At 61.8% G+C, this 16,309-nt stretch carries 15 protein-coding genes and 1 tRNA gene; 10 read left to right on the top strand and 6 right to left on the bottom strand.

Annotation, left to right across the window (positions count from 1 at the left end; translation table 11 throughout):
- Positions 1 to 187: 187 nt before the first annotated feature.
- The 5 genes from ABN482_RS00850 to ABN482_RS00870 are packed head-to-tail and all read left to right on the top strand — an operon-like array spanning position 188 to position 6,050.
- Positions 188 to 1,942 (top strand): PAS domain-containing sensor histidine kinase, encoded by a 1,755-nt coding sequence (locus tag ABN482_RS00850; protein WP_349502214.1) that lies wholly within the window; start codon positions 188 to 190, stop codon positions 1,940 to 1,942.
- Complete coding sequence (locus tag ABN482_RS00855; RefSeq protein WP_109060863.1) at positions 1,939 to 2,559, top strand: response regulator transcription factor; 621 nt, start codon at positions 1,939 to 1,941, stop codon at positions 2,557 to 2,559. Before ABN482_RS00850 ends, ABN482_RS00855 begins: the two co-directional genes overlap by 4 nt.
- A gap of 42 nt (positions 2,560 to 2,601) precedes the next feature.
- The gene (gene folD / locus ABN482_RS00860; RefSeq protein WP_349502215.1) at positions 2,602 to 3,465 is read left to right on the top strand and encodes a bifunctional methylenetetrahydrofolate dehydrogenase/methenyltetrahydrofolate cyclohydrolase FolD; all 864 of its coding nucleotides are present in this window, start codon (positions 2,602 to 2,604) and stop codon (positions 3,463 to 3,465) included.
- A gap of 9 nt (positions 3,466 to 3,474) precedes the next feature.
- A complete protein-coding gene (locus ABN482_RS00865; RefSeq protein ID WP_349502216.1) occupies positions 3,475 to 5,541 on the top strand; it encodes a M3 family metallopeptidase in 2,067 nt (688 codons plus the stop codon).
- A complete protein-coding gene (locus ABN482_RS00870) occupies positions 5,538 to 6,050 on the top strand; it encodes an SMI1/KNR4 family protein (RefSeq protein WP_349502217.1) in 513 nt (170 codons plus the stop codon). The genes ABN482_RS00865 and ABN482_RS00870 overlap by 4 nt, the downstream gene beginning before the upstream one ends.
- Positions 6,051 to 6,080: 30 nt before the next feature.
- Here the strand turns inward: ABN482_RS00870 and ABN482_RS00875 are convergent, their stop codons facing one another.
- On the bottom strand, positions 6,081 to 7,502 hold the full coding sequence (locus ABN482_RS00875) for a dihydrolipoyl dehydrogenase (protein WP_349502218.1): 1,422 nt from the start codon (positions 7,500 to 7,502) through the stop codon (positions 6,081 to 6,083).
- Between the two features lie 15 nt (positions 7,503 to 7,517).
- Positions 7,518 to 7,718, bottom strand: a complete 201-nt coding sequence (locus ABN482_RS00880; protein ID WP_349502219.1) for a heavy-metal-associated domain-containing protein — start codon at positions 7,716 to 7,718, stop codon at positions 7,518 to 7,520.
- A gap of 160 nt (positions 7,719 to 7,878) precedes the next feature.
- Between ABN482_RS00880 and ABN482_RS00885 the strand changes: the two genes are divergently transcribed.
- Positions 7,879 to 10,164, top strand: a complete 2,286-nt coding sequence (locus ABN482_RS00885) for a heavy metal translocating P-type ATPase (RefSeq protein WP_349502283.1) — start codon at positions 7,879 to 7,881, stop codon at positions 10,162 to 10,164.
- On the top strand, positions 10,161 to 10,577 hold the full coding sequence (cueR, locus tag ABN482_RS00890) for a Cu(I)-responsive transcriptional regulator (protein ID WP_349502220.1): 417 nt from the start codon (positions 10,161 to 10,163) through the stop codon (positions 10,575 to 10,577). Before ABN482_RS00885 ends, cueR begins: the two co-directional genes overlap by 4 nt.
- Positions 10,578 to 10,661: 84 nt before the next feature.
- Here cueR and ABN482_RS00895 read toward each other — a convergent pair whose 3' ends face one another.
- Positions 10,662 to 11,765 (bottom strand): AbrB family transcriptional regulator, encoded by a 1,104-nt coding sequence (locus ABN482_RS00895; protein ID WP_349502221.1) that lies wholly within the window; start codon positions 11,763 to 11,765, stop codon positions 10,662 to 10,664.
- The gene (locus ABN482_RS00900; protein WP_349502222.1) at positions 11,762 to 12,349 is read right to left on the bottom strand and encodes a nitroreductase family protein; all 588 of its coding nucleotides are present in this window, start codon (positions 12,347 to 12,349) and stop codon (positions 11,762 to 11,764) included. Before ABN482_RS00900 ends, ABN482_RS00895 begins: the two co-directional genes overlap by 4 nt.
- A gap of 140 nt (positions 12,350 to 12,489) precedes the next feature.
- Between ABN482_RS00900 and ABN482_RS00905 the strand changes: the two genes are divergently transcribed.
- The 3 genes from ABN482_RS00905 to ABN482_RS00915 all read left to right on the top strand — a co-directional run bounded on the left by ABN482_RS00905 (position 12,490) and on the right by ABN482_RS00915 (position 14,813).
- Positions 12,490 to 12,565 (top strand) — tRNA-Ala (locus tag ABN482_RS00905).
- A gap of 194 nt (positions 12,566 to 12,759) precedes the next feature.
- The gene (locus ABN482_RS00910) at positions 12,760 to 13,908 is read left to right on the top strand and encodes a Fic family protein (protein WP_349502223.1); all 1,149 of its coding nucleotides are present in this window, start codon (positions 12,760 to 12,762) and stop codon (positions 13,906 to 13,908) included.
- Positions 13,909 to 13,991: 83 nt separating this feature from the next.
- Complete coding sequence (locus ABN482_RS00915) at positions 13,992 to 14,813, top strand: nucleotidyltransferase domain-containing protein (RefSeq protein ID WP_349502224.1); 822 nt, start codon at positions 13,992 to 13,994, stop codon at positions 14,811 to 14,813.
- 29 nt (positions 14,814 to 14,842) lie between these two features.
- Here ABN482_RS00915 and gstA read toward each other — a convergent pair whose 3' ends face one another.
- Together gstA and ABN482_RS00925 are read right to left on the bottom strand one after the other, a co-directional pair.
- A complete protein-coding gene (gene gstA, locus ABN482_RS00920; RefSeq protein WP_349502225.1) occupies positions 14,843 to 15,448 on the bottom strand; it encodes a glutathione transferase GstA in 606 nt (201 codons plus the stop codon).
- A 12-nt stretch (positions 15,449 to 15,460) separates the two neighbouring features.
- Positions 15,461 to 16,219 carry a Crp/Fnr family transcriptional regulator gene (locus ABN482_RS00925; protein WP_349502226.1) on the bottom strand — a complete coding sequence of 253 codons (759 nt, stop codon included), beginning with the start codon at positions 16,217 to 16,219 and terminating at the stop codon, positions 15,461 to 15,463.
- Between the last annotated feature and the right edge of the window lie 90 nt (positions 16,220 to 16,309).

Here is a 16,309-nt window from a genome sequence, read left to right on the forward strand (position 1 = left end):
GCAAAATTTCACTTTGCGGGATAGCATTTCATAATGAGAAATTTGATAGCTAAACCTTTAATTTATATCCGATTTTTTGCACTGCAACATAACGGAAGATGGATTTTCCACTATATTCCAGACAGCAGTCCGGCACCGTGCCGGCGACAACAGTCTAAAATAGCGTGCTACCCGCTCGCATGACATCATGGCACGCCAGACCAAATCGTTTGTCCCGACCCCATTCCACGACCACGCGCACGCCCGGCGACGGGGGTTCTACTGGCTGACGCCTGCGTTGGTGCTGGTAATGTACCTATGCGTCATGGCCGCCTTCTTCTGGCTGCAGCGACTGCGTGACGACAGCATCATGTTTGTCAGCATTGACCAGGAACTGCGCCAGCAGCGCCTGCTCTGGCTGGTCATTGCCCTCTCTTGCCTGATCGTCATCAGCCTGCTGGCCCTGTGGCGCTACACGCGCTTTCGCTCTCGTGCCGAAGCGGCCTTGATCGCCGAGACAGGTTTCCGCCGCGCCATGGAAAACTCCATGTCCACCGGCATGCGGGTGCTCGACATGGAGGGTCGCATCGCTTACGTCAATCCGGCGTTCTGTCGCATGATCGGCTGGAACGAGGCCGATCTGATCGGTCGCAGCCCGCCCTTTCCCTACTGGGTGCCGGGCAAGCATGAGGAACACCGCCACATCATCGACATTCTGCTCTCGGGCAAGGCCCCCGGCACCGGACTCGAGGTCGAGGCGCAGCGCCGCGACGGTTCACGCTTCACGGCGCGCATGTATGTCTCGCCGCTGCTGGATCCGGCCGGCGACCAGATCGGCTGGATGACCTCCATGACCGATATCACCGAACCCAAGCGCATTCGCGAGGCGCTGACCGCCGCCCACGAGCGCTTCATGACCGTGCTCGAAGGACTGGACGATGCCATTTCGGTCACGGCCGACAGTACCGAAGGCCTTGAACTGCTGTTTGCCAACCGCACCTACCGCCGTGTGTTCGGTGCCCAGACCAGCGGCCATGATGAACTGCTGGCAGGCCGGCGCGGCCGCTTTACCGAAGAGGCCATCGAGGTCTTTTCGCAATCGGCCCAGCGCTGGTTCGAGGTACACCACCGCATGCTGGCCTGGACCGATGGCCGGCGCGTGCGCCTGCAGGTGGCACGCGACATCACCGAACGTCGCCGCCACGAAGAAGCCTCGCGCCAGCAACAGGCCAAGGTCCAGCTCACCAGCCGCCTGACCACCATGGGCGAAATGGCCTCGTCGCTGGCCCATGAACTCAACCAGCCGCTGACCGCGATTGCCAACTACAGCATGGGGGCCGTCGCCATGGTGCGGGCGGGCCGTACCGACCCTGAAATGCTGCTGCCGGCGCTCGAGAAGGCCGCCAGCCAGGCCGAGCGGGCCGGCAAGATCATCAGCCGCATCCGTGAATTCGTGAAACGCAGCGAGCCGCGCCGCCAGCGCACTGCGCTGGGCACTATCGTGGACAACGCCATCGGCTTTGCCGAGATTGATGCCCGCCGCCGTCGCATCCAGATCATCCGGCGCGAACCCGAGGTGCTGCCCGAGGTCATGGCCGATCCGATCCTGATCGAACAGGTCCTGCTCAATATCGTCAAGAATGGCCTGGAGGCCATGGAAAACAGCGAGAGCGATACACTGTATGTCGACATCACGCCCGGCGCCCAACAGGTCGAGGTGGCGGTCATTGACCGCGGCCACGGCCTGGCGGAGCCCGAGCGACTGTTCGAACCGTTTTTCAGCACCAAGTCCGAAGGATTGGGCATGGGGCTGAATATCTGCCGCACCATCATCGAATTGCATCATGGGCGGCTCTGGGCACAGGCCAACCCGGCGGGAGGCACGATCTTCCGCTTTACCCTGCCCTGTGCGGCGCCACAATCGACTGCACCCATCGACAAGTCCAAGGAGTTGCATGCATGAGTTCCATCCCTCCCAGCAGTAGTACCGTTTTCATTGTCGATGACGACGAAGCCGTCCGTGACTCACTGCGCTGGCTGCTCGAGGCCAACGGCTACCGGGTACGTGCCTATGGCGACGCCGAACAGTTCCTGCGGGAATACGACGAAAACCAGGCCGGCGTACTGATCGCCGACGTCCGCATGCCCGGCATGAGCGGCCTGGAACTGCAGGAGCAACTGCTGGCGCGCAACTCGCCGCTGCCCATCGTCTTCATCACCGGCCATGGCGATGTGCCGATGGCGGTATCGACCATGAAGAAAGGGGCCGTGGATTTTCTCGAAAAGCCCTTCAACGAAGCCGATCTGCGCGAAATCGTCGGCCGCATGCTCGAGGAGGCTGCCCAGCGGCTCAACCAGGCCCAGTCCAAGCGCAACCACGAAGCCATGCTGGCCCGCCTCACCACCCGTGAGCAGCAGGTGCTGGAGCGGATCGTGGCCGGCCGCCTCAACAAGCAGATCGCCGACGATCTGAACATCAGCATCAAGACGGTCGAGGCCCATCGGGCCAACATCATGGAAAAGCTGCAGGTCACCACGGTTGCCGATCTCATGAAGGTCGCCCTGCACCAGGAATCCTGAACCGGGACCCGTACACACCAAGGAATGAGGAACATATCCAGCATGACAGCTCGCATCATCGACGGCGCCGCCCTGGCCCGCACCATTCGTACCGACGTTGCCCGTCGCGCCGAGGCGCTGACGGCACAGGGTGTCAAGCCCGGCCTGGCCGTGATACTGGTCGGCGACAGCCCGGCCTCCCAGGTTTATGTGCGCAACAAGGTCAATGCCTGCGAACAGGCCGGCATGCACTCGGTACTCGAAAAATACGAGGCCGGGATGAGCGAAGCCGAACTGCTGGCGCGCATCGATGCGCTCAACCATGATCCGGCCATCCACGGCATCCTGGTGCAGTTGCCCCTGCCTGCCCACATTGATCCGCATCGCGTGATCGAAGCCATTGCCGCTGCCAAGGATGTGGACGGTTTCCACATCAGCAATGCCGGCCTGCTGATGACCGGCCAGCCGCTGTTCCGCCCCTGCACGCCCTATGGCGTGATGAAGATGCTGGAACACGAGGGTGCCGAACTGCGCGGTGCCGAAGCGGTGGTGGTGGGTGCCAGCAACATCGTAGGCAAGCCCATGGCACTGCTGCTGCAGGCGGCGGGTGCCACCGTCACCATCTGCAACAGCAAGACCCGCGACCTGGCCGCGCACACCCGCCGCGCCGACATCCTGGTGGTCGCCACAGGCCGACCGCGCATGATCACCGGCGCGCAGATCAAGCCGGGTGCCATCGTGATCGACGTCGGCATCAATCGCCTGGACGATGGCAAGCTGTGCGGCGATGTCGATTTCGACTCCGCGCGCGAAGTCGCAGGGGCCATCACTCCCGTACCGGGCGGCGTCGGCCCCATGACCATCGCCATGCTGCTGGTCAACACCATCGAAGCTGCAGAGCGCTGCCTGGCGCAGCGTTCAGCCTGAGGCCCCGACATGACGCACAATCCGCTGCTGGTCGCACCCGACCAGCCTGTTGCCTATGGCGACATCCGTCCCGAGCATATCGTCCCGGCCATCCGCCAGTTGCTGGAGCAGGCCCGCGCGGCCGTCGAGCAGGCTGCCGATCCGGCCCTGACGACCGACTGGGACAGCATCGTCGCACCGCTGGACAATGCCACGGAGCCGCTCTGGCGCGCCTGGTCGGTGGCCGGCCACCTCAATGCCGTCGTCAATACGCCGGCTCTGCGCGAAGCCTACAACGAGGCCTTGCCACTGGTCACGGAATTCTCGACCTGGGTCGGCCTGCATACGGGTCTGTACCGCCAGTACAAGGCCCTGGCTGCAGCCCCTGCCTTTGCCACGCTGTCGCCGCTGCGCCAGCGCATCATCGAACTCGGCCTGCGTGATTTCCGCCTGAGCGGTGTCGAGCTGCAAGGTCAGGATCGCGAAGACTTTGCCACGATTTCCGAACGCGAGGCCCAGGTCACACAGAAATTTTCCGAGAATGTCCTCGACGCGATCGATGCCTGGTCGCTGCACATCACCGACGCGGCACGCCTGGACGGCATCCCCGAAGATGTGCTTGAGGCTGCCCGTGCTGCCGCTGAGCAGGATGGGCAGGCAGGCTGGAAACTGATCCTCAAGATGCCCTGCTACCTCCCTGTCATGCAATACGCAACTGACCGGGACTTGCGCGCCACGCTCTATCGCGCCTATTGCACGGCCGCCTCAGACCAGGGCGATGTGCGTTTCGACAATTCTGCCTTGATCGAAGAATTGCTCGAGTTGCGCGGTCGCGAAGCCGGATTGCTGGGCTACAGCCATTTTGCCGAGCTGCGGCTGCTGACCCGCATGGCCGACAATGCCACCCAGGTCACCGACTTCCTGCGTGACCTTGCACGGCGTGCCCGGCCTCACGCCGAGCAGGATCTGGCTACGCTGCGTACCTTCGCACGTGACGAACTGGGCCTGGATGCCCTGCAGCCCTGGGACACCGCCTTTGTATCGGAGCGCCTGCGCGAAGCCCGCTACGCCTATTCCGAAGACGAAGTGAAGCAGTATTTCAGCGCACCACACGTGTTGCAGGGATTGTTTGACATCGCTGCACAATTGTTCCGCATCCGCCTGCACGAGGTCGAGGCATCGGCCTGGCATGCCGATGTCCGGTGTGTCCAGGTCGAGGACGAATCGGGCACGCTGCTTGGCCATCTCTACATCGACCTCTATGCCCGTACCGGCAAGCAGAGCGGTGCCTGGGTCGACAGCGAACGCAACCGCCGCCGCCATGCCGATGGCGCACTGCAGACGCCGATTGCCTACCTGTGCTGCAACTTCTCGGCCCCCGGAATCGGGCAGCCGGCCTTGCTGACGCACGACGACGTGATCACGCTGTTCCATGAAAGCGGCCATGCCCTGCACGCATTGCTGGGTGAAATCGACGAACCGGGAGCCTCGGCATTCGCCGCCGTCGAGTGGGACGCCATCGAGCTGCCCTCGCAATTCATGGAAAACTTCTGCTGGGAATGGCCTGTCCTGGAACGAATCTCGGGCCACCATGCCAGCGGTGAACCGCTGCCGCATGCGCTCTATGAACGCATGCTGGCCGCGCGCAACTACCAGAGCGGGCTGCAGATGGTGCGCCAGATCGAGTTCTCGCTGTTTGACATGCTGCTGCACCAGCGCACCGGACAGGTCGATATTGCTGCTGTGCTGGCCCTGTTGCAGGAAGTGCGCCAGGAAGTTGCCGTGCTTTTTCCGCCCGAGTGGCATCGCCAGCCGCACACCTTCTCTCACCTGTTCGCCGGCGGCTATGGCGCGGGCTACTACAGCTACAAGTGGGCCGAAGTGCTGTCGGCAGATGCCTATGCCGCCTTCGAAGAGACTGTGCAGGCAGGCCAGGCGAGCAGCACGCTGGAAGCTGCCGAGGTCGGGCTGCGTTTCCGGCGTGAAATCCTTGCTGTAGGCGGGGCGCGCCCGGCAGCGGAATCGTTCCGGGCATTCCGGGGACGCGATCCGGAAATCCAGGCCTTGCTGCGCCACCAGGGCATGCAGGCAGATTGAGTCGCTGCCTGACCTTTGAAGAAGCCTGCCTTCGGCTGAGTGCGTGGATCGCGCTCAGCCAGGGAGCGCTGATCGATACAGGCCACACAGAACGACAGGCCTTTCGCAGGACAAGACCTGTTCACGAAACTGAACTCTATGCGTTCGAACAGACCCACAAGCTCGCCCTGCCAAAATCCTATCGACGGTTTTTGATCGACGTCGGTGCCGTGGAAATTTTTGCCGGTGAAAAAACTGCAGGCATAGACATCCTGCCGCCTGCAGACATCGCCGATTTTTCAGCCTCAGTGTTCAGCAACTATGGAGAGGATCTGTTTCCGCAGGTGTTGCTGGCAGTCTCGTTGCCCAAGTTCGGTTACTTCGGCGGTTTCCTGATGGACAGCACGGAACAGAACTACAGCCTGTTCTATCCGGATATCCCGCCTGAACTCTGGATCGAGGAAAGTGAACCCCTGGATTTTGAAAACTGGCTGGTTCAGTTGGTGAACAGCCGGGCAACCAAAGTCTGATGCCGTATCAGTCCTTGGTTGCCCTGCCACCTACGTCATCTTCAACTTACCCGCCACATCCCGCAGTGCCGTACGCAACCCCTCTTCCACCACGGGGTGGTAGAACGGCATCTCCAGCATCTGCGGTATCGTCATCTGCTGCTGCAACGCCCAGGCCAGCAAGTGACCGATATGCTCGGCCGAGGGTCCTGCCATTTCAGCCCCCAGAAAGCGGCCGCTGTCCGGCGCTGCATAGACCCGCAGCTTGCCCTTGTTGCGCAACATCACCCGCGAGCGGCCCTGGTTGGAAAAATCCACTTCGCCGATCACGATTTCGTGCAGCTTCGACAGTGCCCGGTAGCCGGGGCCGACCTTGGCAATCTGCGGTTCGCTGAACACGATACTCAGCCCGGCACGACGCTGGCCAGCCTCGACATCCGGCCAGTTGGCGGCATTGCGCCCCGCGATCCGGCCTTCATCGGCCGCCTCGTGCAGCAAAGGCAATTCCGCAGTGGCATCGCCGGCAATGAATATCGGCAGGCCCTGCGTTCCATCGGTTGCCGTCGACTGCACCTGCAGCGTTTCCTTGTCGTGCAGCGGCACACCATACTCATCGAGCACCGCAGAAGTGTGCTCAAGACCGATATCATCCACGTTGGGCCTGCGGCCAGTCGCCATCAGGACGTAGTCGAAGCGTTCCGTGCGTTCACGGCCATCGAGTGCCACATAGCGGATCTCGACCTGATCGCCCTGCCGCACCACGCTGTGCACCGTAGCCTTGGCATCCAGGTAGAACTCTTGCTGGAACGCAGCCAGCGCACTGGCTGCCACCTCGGGATCGGTGATGCCGCCCAGGCTGCCGCTGCGACCGAACAGACGCACGGTTACCCCCAGTCTGGCCAGCGCCTGGCCCAGTTCAAGGCCGATCACCCCCGGCCCATATACCGCCACGCTGCGCGGCAGATCCTGCCACTCGAACACGTCATCATTGACCAGCAGCCGCTCGCCCAGGCCTGCATATGCCTCGGGCACGACCGGCCGGGAACCCGTCGCAATCACGACCGAGCGGGCCTCGACACGCGTGTGCCCATCAACATCCAGCACCGCATCGGCCAGGAAGCGGGCACGACCGCGCAGCTTGTCTTCGGCGGGAATGCCCTCGACCGATTCCAGCACGAAGCCGACGAAGCGATCGCGCTCACTGCGTACCCGCGCCATGACTTCACGCCCATTGATGCGCACCGTACCATCGACATGCACGCCAAACGGGGCTCCATGCTGTGCGGCATGGGCTGCCTCTGCCGCAGCGATCAACAGCTTGGACGGCATGCAGCCGACCCGTGCGCAGGTCGTCCCATAAGGCCCGTCCTCGATCAGCAAGGCCTGCTTGCCGGCCTGCCGGGCAGCACGATAGGCCGACAGGCCGGCCGTACCGGTGCCGATGACCACAACGTCTGTCTGGCGTGTAATCATGGCGTCTCCTTGATATCAGGCAGGGGTATTTTCGTAACCGGCTTCGCGCAGCGCCGCAGCGACGGCATCGGGTGCAGCCGCCGTATCGATGGTGACCTGGCGCACCGGCAGATCGGCTTCGATCCTTGCACCGGCATCCAGCGCCTGCACGGCACGGGTGATTGAAGCCACACAGTGGCCGCAGCTCATATCGGGCACGCTGAGTTTGAGAGACATGATGGATACCTCGCGAAAAAGAATGGATTGGAAAACATGTTGCCACGGTTTTTTTACCTGGAGCAATATGCAAGTCCAAGTATTGACCTTACCATAATGGGAAGGTCAATACTGGATGCACGATATGACCGATTCCCCTTTTCACCCAGGTTGGTTTGCCATGACATCCTCTCCCGAAGACAGCGTTTCCGGTGGTGCACCTCAGACGCTGGAACTGGCCGTCAGCGACATGAGCTGCGCGGCCTGCGTCAATCGTGTCCAGAAAGCCATCCGCGCCGCGCCCGGCGTCCAGCAGGCCAATGTCAATCTGGCGACCGAGCGCGCCTGGATCGCGTTCGATCCCGGCCTGACCTCACCCCAGGCCCTGGCCGAACTGGTCACCGGTATCGGTTATCTCGCCGAGCCGGTCGTCGATGCGCGTGAGCAGGCGCAACGCCAGGAGCAGCACAAGCAGGAGGCTTTCCTGCGCCTGCAACATACCTTCCTGATCGCCCTGTTGCTGACCCTGCCGGTATTCATTCTCGAAATGGGTGCACACCTTATCCCCGACTGGCATCACTGGATCGAAGGCACACTGGGACAGACGCGCAACTGGCTGCTGCAGTTCGTCCTGACCACGCTCGTCATGGTCTGGCCGGGCCGGGACTTCTATCGACTGGGCTTTCCTGCCCTGTTGCGCGGATCGCCTGACATGAACTCCCTGGTGGCACTGGGTTCGGCCAGTGCCTGGCTGTACTCGGTGGTCGCCACCTTCATGCCCGACTGGCTGCCCGACAGCGCCCGTCATGTGTATTTCGAGGCGGCGGCAGTGATCGTCACGCTGATCCTGCTGGGACGCCTGCTCGAAGCACGCGCCAAGGGTCGCACAGGTGCCGCCATCAAGCGGCTGATCGGCCTGCAGCCGCGTACCGCCCGTGTCCTGCGCGATGGGCAGGAACAGGACATCGACATCGCCCTGGTACTCCCGGGCGACCTGGTCAGGGTGCGCCCTGGTGAAAAAGTACCGACCGACGGCACCATCACGGAAGGCGGATCCTATATCGATGAGTCCATGATCACCGGCGAACCCGTACCTGTGCAGCGTACCGTCAGCCAGCCGGTCGTGGGGGGCACCCTCAACACCACCGGCAGCTTTACCCTGTCGGTCACGCATACCGGTCGCGACACAGTACTGGCGCGCATCATCGGCATGGTGGAGACCGCCCAGGGCGCACGCCTGCCTATCCAGGCACTGGTCGATACCGTCACCGGCTGGTTCGTACCCGTCGTCATTGGCCTGGCGCTGCTCACCTTCGCGCTCTGGTGGTGGCTGGGGCCCGAACCCGCGCTGACGCTGGCACTGGTCAATGCCGTAGCGGTCCTCATCATTGCCTGCCCCTGCGCCATGGGACTGGCCACACCCACCTCCATCATGGTCGGCACCGGGCGGGCCGCCGACATGGGCATCCTGTTCCGGCAGGGAGATGCCTTGCAGGGACTGAGCAAGGTCGATGTGGTGGCCTTCGACAAAACCGGCACGCTGACGCTGGGCAAGCCGGTCCTGACGGATCTTGAGCCGGCCGCAGGCTACAGCCGTGAACAGGCGCTGGCGCTGGCTGCAGCCGTCCAGCAGCATTCCGAGCATCCGATTGCCCAGGCCATCGTGGCTGCAGCGCGGCAAGACGGACTGAGCCTGCCCGAGGTCTCCGGCTTCGAGGCGGTGACAGGTGCGGGGGTACAGGCCCAGACCCAGGGGCAATACCTGCGCATCGGCAGCGCCGCTTTCATGGAGCAGCACGGCATTGCCTTGCCGCCTACCATGCTGGCACGCCTGCAGGACTGGGGCCAGACCGGCAGGACCCCCGTATTCATGGCTCTGGACCAGACTGCCGTGGCCGCGATTGCCGTGGCCGACCCGATCAAGGAAAGTGCGGCCCAGGCTATCGAGGCCCTGCACCGCCAGGGTGTGCGCAGCGTCATGATCACCGGCGACAATCGCCATACGGCCCAGGCCGTGGCACGCCAGCTCGGCATCGATGATGTCCACCCTGAAACTTTGCCCGATGGCAAGGTCGCCGTGCTGCAGGCCCTGCATGAACGTGGACTGAAAACGGCATTCGTGGGAGACGGCATCAACGATGCGCCGGCACTGGCCACGGCCGATATCGGCATTGCCATCGGCACCGGCACGGACGTGGCCATAGAATCGGCCGCCGTCGTACTGATGTCCGACGACCTGCACGGGGTACCCGATGCAATTGCCCTGAGCAGGGCCACGCTACGCAACATCCACCAGAACCTGTTCTGGGCCTTTGCCTACAACACGGCGCTGATACCGGTCGCCGCCGGCGCGCTGTATCCAGCCTGGGGCATCCTGCTGTCGCCGGTGTTCGCCGCAGGTGCCATGGCGCTGTCCAGTGTTTTCGTGGTGAGCAACGCCCTGCGCCTGAAAGGATATCGCCCATGAACATCGGCGCAGCCGCCCAGGCCAGCGGCATATCGGCCAAGATGATCCGCTACTACGAAAGCGTCGGCCTGCTGCCCGAGCCTGCGCGCACCGATGCAGGCTATCGTCACTACGGCCAGACAGACCTGCACCGGCTGCATTTCATCCGCCGTGCCCGTGACCTGGGTTTTCCGGTCGAACAGATCAAGGCGCTGCTGGCCCTGTGGGATGATCGCCAGCGCGCCAGCGCCGATGTCAAGAAACTGGCGCAGATGCATATCGATGAACTGGAACACAAGGCGCAAGCGCTACAGCAGATGGCCGATACGCTGAAGCACCTGGTCGAGCACTGCCACGGCGATGGCCGCCCCGACTGCCCGATCATAGAATCGCTGTCAGGCAGCGAGATTCAAGCATCGCACTGCTGTCGCTGACCTCATGCCATCAGGGCAAGCCCAATCTTGCCCTGATGACGAATGCCCTGTACCTGCCGTCCTGGCACAGAGATGCCACGAACCTCAGGAGGACAGACCACGCTGGCTGCGCCGTCGAGCCTGCCAGCGGTACAGGGGGCCTACCGTCAGCACCACGAATACCATGCGAGTCACCTGCAGGGCCGTCACCAGCGGCACGCCAAGCTGCAGCACCTTGGCCGTGATCGTCATCTCGGCAATGCCGCCCGGCGACAGTCCGAGAATCAGCGTGGGCGCGGGCAGCCCGACCCAGGGGGCCAGCAGGCTGCCCAGGACAAACGAGCCGGCGATCATCAGACAGGTCAGGACCGCCACGATCGACAGCAGGCGCGGCGCAGCCCGGAAAAAATCAGGGCGGTAACGATCACCCAGCGACCAGCCGATCATGAGTTGCCCAGCCCATGATACCCACTGCGGCAAGGCCGACCACTCGATCTCGTTGACGGTCAGCAACAGTGCGAACAGCATCGGCCCAAGCACCCAGGCATTGGGCAGGCGCAGGCGTCGGAACAGCAATGCCGTGGCACAGGTGCCCGCAAACAGCGCCGCCAGCCCTTGCATATCCACCGCACGCGGTCCCGGGATGTCCGGATCGAGCCCCGCCACACCCCACCACTGAAACGCGAAGGGCACCAGGACCACCACGATCAACACGCGCATGCTGTGGACCGAGACAACCCGGTCGGCACGGGCACCATGATGTTCGGCCAGGTTCACCATTTCGCTGGCACCGCCAATCGCCGCCGAAAACCAGGCGGTACGGAAATCCAGCCCGGCAAATCGCTGCAGCACCCAGGTACCGATCAGCCCCAGGATCAGCGCATAGACCATCCCGAACAGGATCAGCGGCGTATGATCGATGATGTGACGTGCCACCAGCGGCGTGAAATAGAGTCCCAGTGAGGTACCGATCACCCACTGGCCGGCATTGCGGACCGGCTTCGCACACCGGCTGCCGACACCCGCCATGCGGGTCAGACCGGTCAGCAGCAGCGCTCCGAGCAGCCAGGGCAAGGGGATGCCTATCCAGACGGCCAGCAAGGCCCCCGCCAGCGCAATCGTGAAACCCAGTGCCAGCCGCCCGGCCCGTTCGGCCAGGGATGGCAGGACAGCAGATGCATCAGCCGCCCTTTCCTGCTCCCGGCTCATACGGTTTCAGGCGCATGCCATTCCCGGACATGGCCGGCGATCGACTCTCGCGGCTGTCGCGACGGCTGGACAGCCGGTGTACCGATCACGACATATCCCATGAAGCGATGATCCAGCGGGTCAAAGCCCAGCGCTTCCTGCACCGTATCAAGCCCGGCCCCCAGGCCGGTGCTCCAGAACGCGCCGTAGCCCAGGGCATGGGCGGCATTGAGAATATTCGTCACCGCTGCCCCGGTCGCCACCTCGCGCTCCCACTGGGGGATGCGATCATTGCGATGATCCAGATGGCAGGCCACGGCCAGAACGACCGGTACGTCTCCCAGCCACTGCCGGATGGCGGCCTCCTTTTCGGAAGAAACCTGGTATTCGACACTGTCTTTCATGGCCTGGATCGCCATGTCTGCCAGACGCGCAATGGCCTCGCCACGGATCAGGCGAAAACGCCACGGACGCAGCGCGCCATGATCCGGTGCCGACATCGCCGTCTGCAGGATACGGTCAAGCTCACCCTGGCTGGGCCCGGGCCCGGTGACCAGTTTGAACGAGCGGCGGCTTGCCAGCGTATCCAGTACATCTGTTGTCATATCGTGATCCTAGTCAAGGTCGGTGAGTCAACGGAAACGGTTCATATTACGCTGTTTTGGCACAGCCTATCCATACCGCAGGCAAAGTCCGAAAAATAGGATTAGAATAATGCCTTCGGCAAATTGCCGACCCGATTACCGGGCCGATAGCTCAGCTGGGAGAGCGCCGCGTTCGCAATGCGGAGGTCGGGAGTTCGATCCTCCTTCGGTCCACCAGAATTCACGCCTGACAGTTCTCTGTCAGGCGTTTTATTTTGGAGAGCAAGATCAAGCCGCTGACCACCACAGTAGTCAAGCGCCTGCGTCGGTTCAAGTGATACGTCACAAACCAATGAAAGCCATCTTTAATTGTTGCCAGTCAAATTAAAGAATGCTTTAATTGCTCAGCAGGCTATTCAAGGCAGCTTTCAATGACACGTACAACCGGGATCTTCTCGATTTCCACGACTTTGGGCGAGTCGGTGCGTGCATTCGTGCCACATCCCTTGCCGCCATCCAATCCTGGCCTATCCCCCGAGGTGTTCACTGACCTCAATCGGCAGGCCGAGTTGGCGCTTGCACGTCTGTCGGGCGTATCCGGCCTGGTGCCGTCGGTGGACTGGTTGTTGTACAGCGCCATCCGCAAGGAAGCCTTGCTCACGTCGCAGATCGAGGGTACACAGGCCACACTCACCGACCTCTTCGACGAGGAAGCAGGCTTCAAGGTCAGCAACACCGATGATGTGGAAGAAGTGACCAACTACTTGCACGCATTCCGCTGGACTCAAGAGCAACTGCGCGATCCCAAAGGGCTGCCCATCAGTGTACGGCTATTGTGCGAGGCACACCGACGTCTGCTGGACGGGGCACGCGGTGCAGGCAAGCAGCCTGGCGAATTGCGTCGGTCACAAAACTGGATCGGTGGCACACGGCCCGGCAATGCCGTTTTCGTACCGCCGCCGCCCGAGCGCGTTACCACGTCGCTGGCGGATATGGAGCGGTTCATTCACGACACGGCGACAGATTTGCCACCCCTGGTCAAGGTGGCGCTCATTCACGCGCAGTTTGAAACCATCCACCCTTTCCTCGATGGCAATGGGCGCATCGGTCGCCTGCTGATCGCGGCCCTGTTCGAGCATTGGGGATTGCTGTCTGAGCCCTTGATGTACCTCAGCGGCTACCTCAAGCAACATCAGTCTGAGTATTACCGTCGCCTGTCGGCCATCCGCACGGAAGGAGATTGGGAGTCATGGATGAGATTTTTTCTGGAAGGCATCATCACCGCCGCTGGCGATGCGGAAAAAAACATCATTGAGGTGGCCAGTCTGGTAGCCGCAGACCGCAAGCACCTGTTGCAATCTGCTAAAGCAGGCCCCGCCAGCTACCGGCTGTTCGAAATGCTGCCAATGATGCCGCGCTTCACTATTGAACGTGTCCGTCAGCAACTCGATACCAGCTTTCCCACCGCAACAGCAGCTGTCAAAGTACTGGAAAACCTGGGCATTGTGACCGAAATGACCGGACAGAAAAAAAACCGCAGTTACAGCTATCAGGCTTACATCAATCTGCTGACCCGATAGGGCATGTCATCAATCAATTTCCTACCGTTGAAAACGGGACTCCCACTAACATAGAGGGACAATGAGCAAAATTTGTGGCACCCATGCATAGCGACCACCCCATCGATCCCGACGTTCGCGAGAACATACAGGCCAGACTGTCAGCCATCGAAATCGAGCACAATGTCCGTGTGCTCTACGCCTGTGAATCCGGCAGCCGCGGCTGGGGCTTCGCCTCGCCTGACAGCGATTACGATGTCCGTTTCATCTACGCTCCGTCCCTGCCCTGGTATCTGCAGGTCAGCCCGCAACGCGACGTCATCGAACTGCCGATTTCCGATCTGCTGGATATCAACGGCTGGGAACTGCGCAAAACGCTGGGGCTTCTCAAAAAAGGCAATGCCACGCTGGTCGAGTGGCTGGACTCACCGGTCGTCTATCGGGCGGATCCGGTGTTTTTGCACGATATGCGCACAGCCATTCAGCAGGTTCACAACGCCGAACGCTCATTTCATCACTACGTGCATATGGCGCGCAAGAACTATCGAGAGTATTTGCAAGGCGATCGTGTCCGCCTGAAAAAATACCTCTACGTATTGCGTCCGCTCCTGGCAACGCTCTGGATAGAACAACAGCGGGGTATACCGCCGATGCGCTTCCAGGCGCTGGTCGAGGGCATGGTGACGGCACCGGAGGTGCGCAAGGCCATTGACCAGCTTCTGGTGATCAAGCGTGCTGCCATGGAATCAGAGTACGGTCAGCCACTGCCGGCCCTGAATGCATTCATCGATCACGAACTGGGTCGGCTCGAATCGGTCTTGCCGCCGCTGTCGCGAGATCTGGATCATTCGATGCTGGATCGTTTGCTGATGGAGACCGTGCTGCGCCTCAGCCACACCACACCGGCTTCCACATTATCGGATTGAAAGTACCGCCAGCTTTCCGGCATCCATCGTCAAACCAGCCCCTGCTCCTGCAGGCTGCGCTGTACAGCCGGACGTGCAGCAACTTCAGCCATGAAGTGCTGCAAGCGGGCAAAGCCGGAAATATCGAATTCAACCAACCGAGCCCAACCCAGCACGGTCCACAGATAGGCATCGGCCACGGTAAACGTCGCACCCGTCAGGAAAGGTCCGTCAGCCAGTTCTGTTTCGACATAGCCGAACCGCTGCGTCAGCAAGGCACGGCTGGCTGCGCGAACCTCCTCGGGCATACCAGAGCGAAATAGCGGGCTGTAATTCTTGTGCAATTCGGTCGAAATGAACGACAGCCATTGCAGGACTTTATAGCGCTCGAACGTACCGGCCTGCGGCATGAGGCCGCTGCCAGGATTGAGATCCGCCAGGTATTGGCCCAGTACAGATGCCTCGGTCAGTATCCTGCCATCGTCCAGGACCAGGGCCGGCACATAGCCATTGGGACTGATATCCAGATAGTGACTGCCATCCTCCGTTCGCTTGCTGGCCAGCTTGACCTTGACAAGGTCAAGCGCAATGCCGGCCTCGTTGGCGACAATATGGGGCACCAGCGCACAGGTACCGGGCGAATAATAGAGTTTCATGTTTTTATGCCTTCAGCGAAAATTGCAACAACCAAACAGGTCGCTGCCCAGATCAGTATCATGCCAGGCTTCACTTTCCTTGCGCGAAGGCGGCGGCAACCCGACACTGCGATGCAACCCATCGACATCCAGCAGGACCCAATCCCGATTGCGGCCATCGAGCAGGCCCGTGCGCTTGAAATGATTGAGCTGCCGCGAGAGGGTTTCGGGCGCGATGTTGAGCTGTCGTGCCAGCGCGCCGCCCGATACCGGGAAGTGAATACGCCTGCTGCGTTGCTCACGGCTCAGGTCGATCAGGTGCAGGACCAGGCGCTGACTGGCATTGCCGATGGTCAGGTGATCGATGCGGTTGACTGCCTGGTAAATTCGTGCCGACATGGTTGCCAGTAACTGCATGGCAAAATCAGCGGACTGCCGCGTCAAATCCAGCAGCGTGGTGCGCGTCACGCGGTACAGGCATACCGCCGTCTCGGCCTGAGCCGACAGCGGATAGCGGCACGGCTCGGCAAACATGGCCGTTTCGGCAATCAGATCACCCGGCGACACGACCTGGAACACCTTTTCATTGCCCTCATGATTGGGGCGGTACAGACGCACCTGCCCTTCCTTGACCAGGTAGAAGGCCGTGGCAGGCTCATCGGTATGAAAAATATGCTCGCCCGCCTGCGCACTCACGGTGACCGCGCCGCACGCCAGGGTACGCAGCATCTCGGGGGCCATCTCCCGGAACAGGCGGCTCGAAGACAGGGCCGCAATCAGATCATTTTGCATGGTGAATCAGTCAATACGCGCTCCCGCCGGACCGAAACGGCGGCATCCCGGGCCCGGACATCCGGACCATCATCTCCCGATTCTCTCACT

The sequence above is a fragment of the Corticimicrobacter sp. genome, from assembly GCF_040137905.1.
GTDB lineage: Bacteria > Pseudomonadota > Gammaproteobacteria > Burkholderiales > Burkholderiaceae_B > Corticimicrobacter.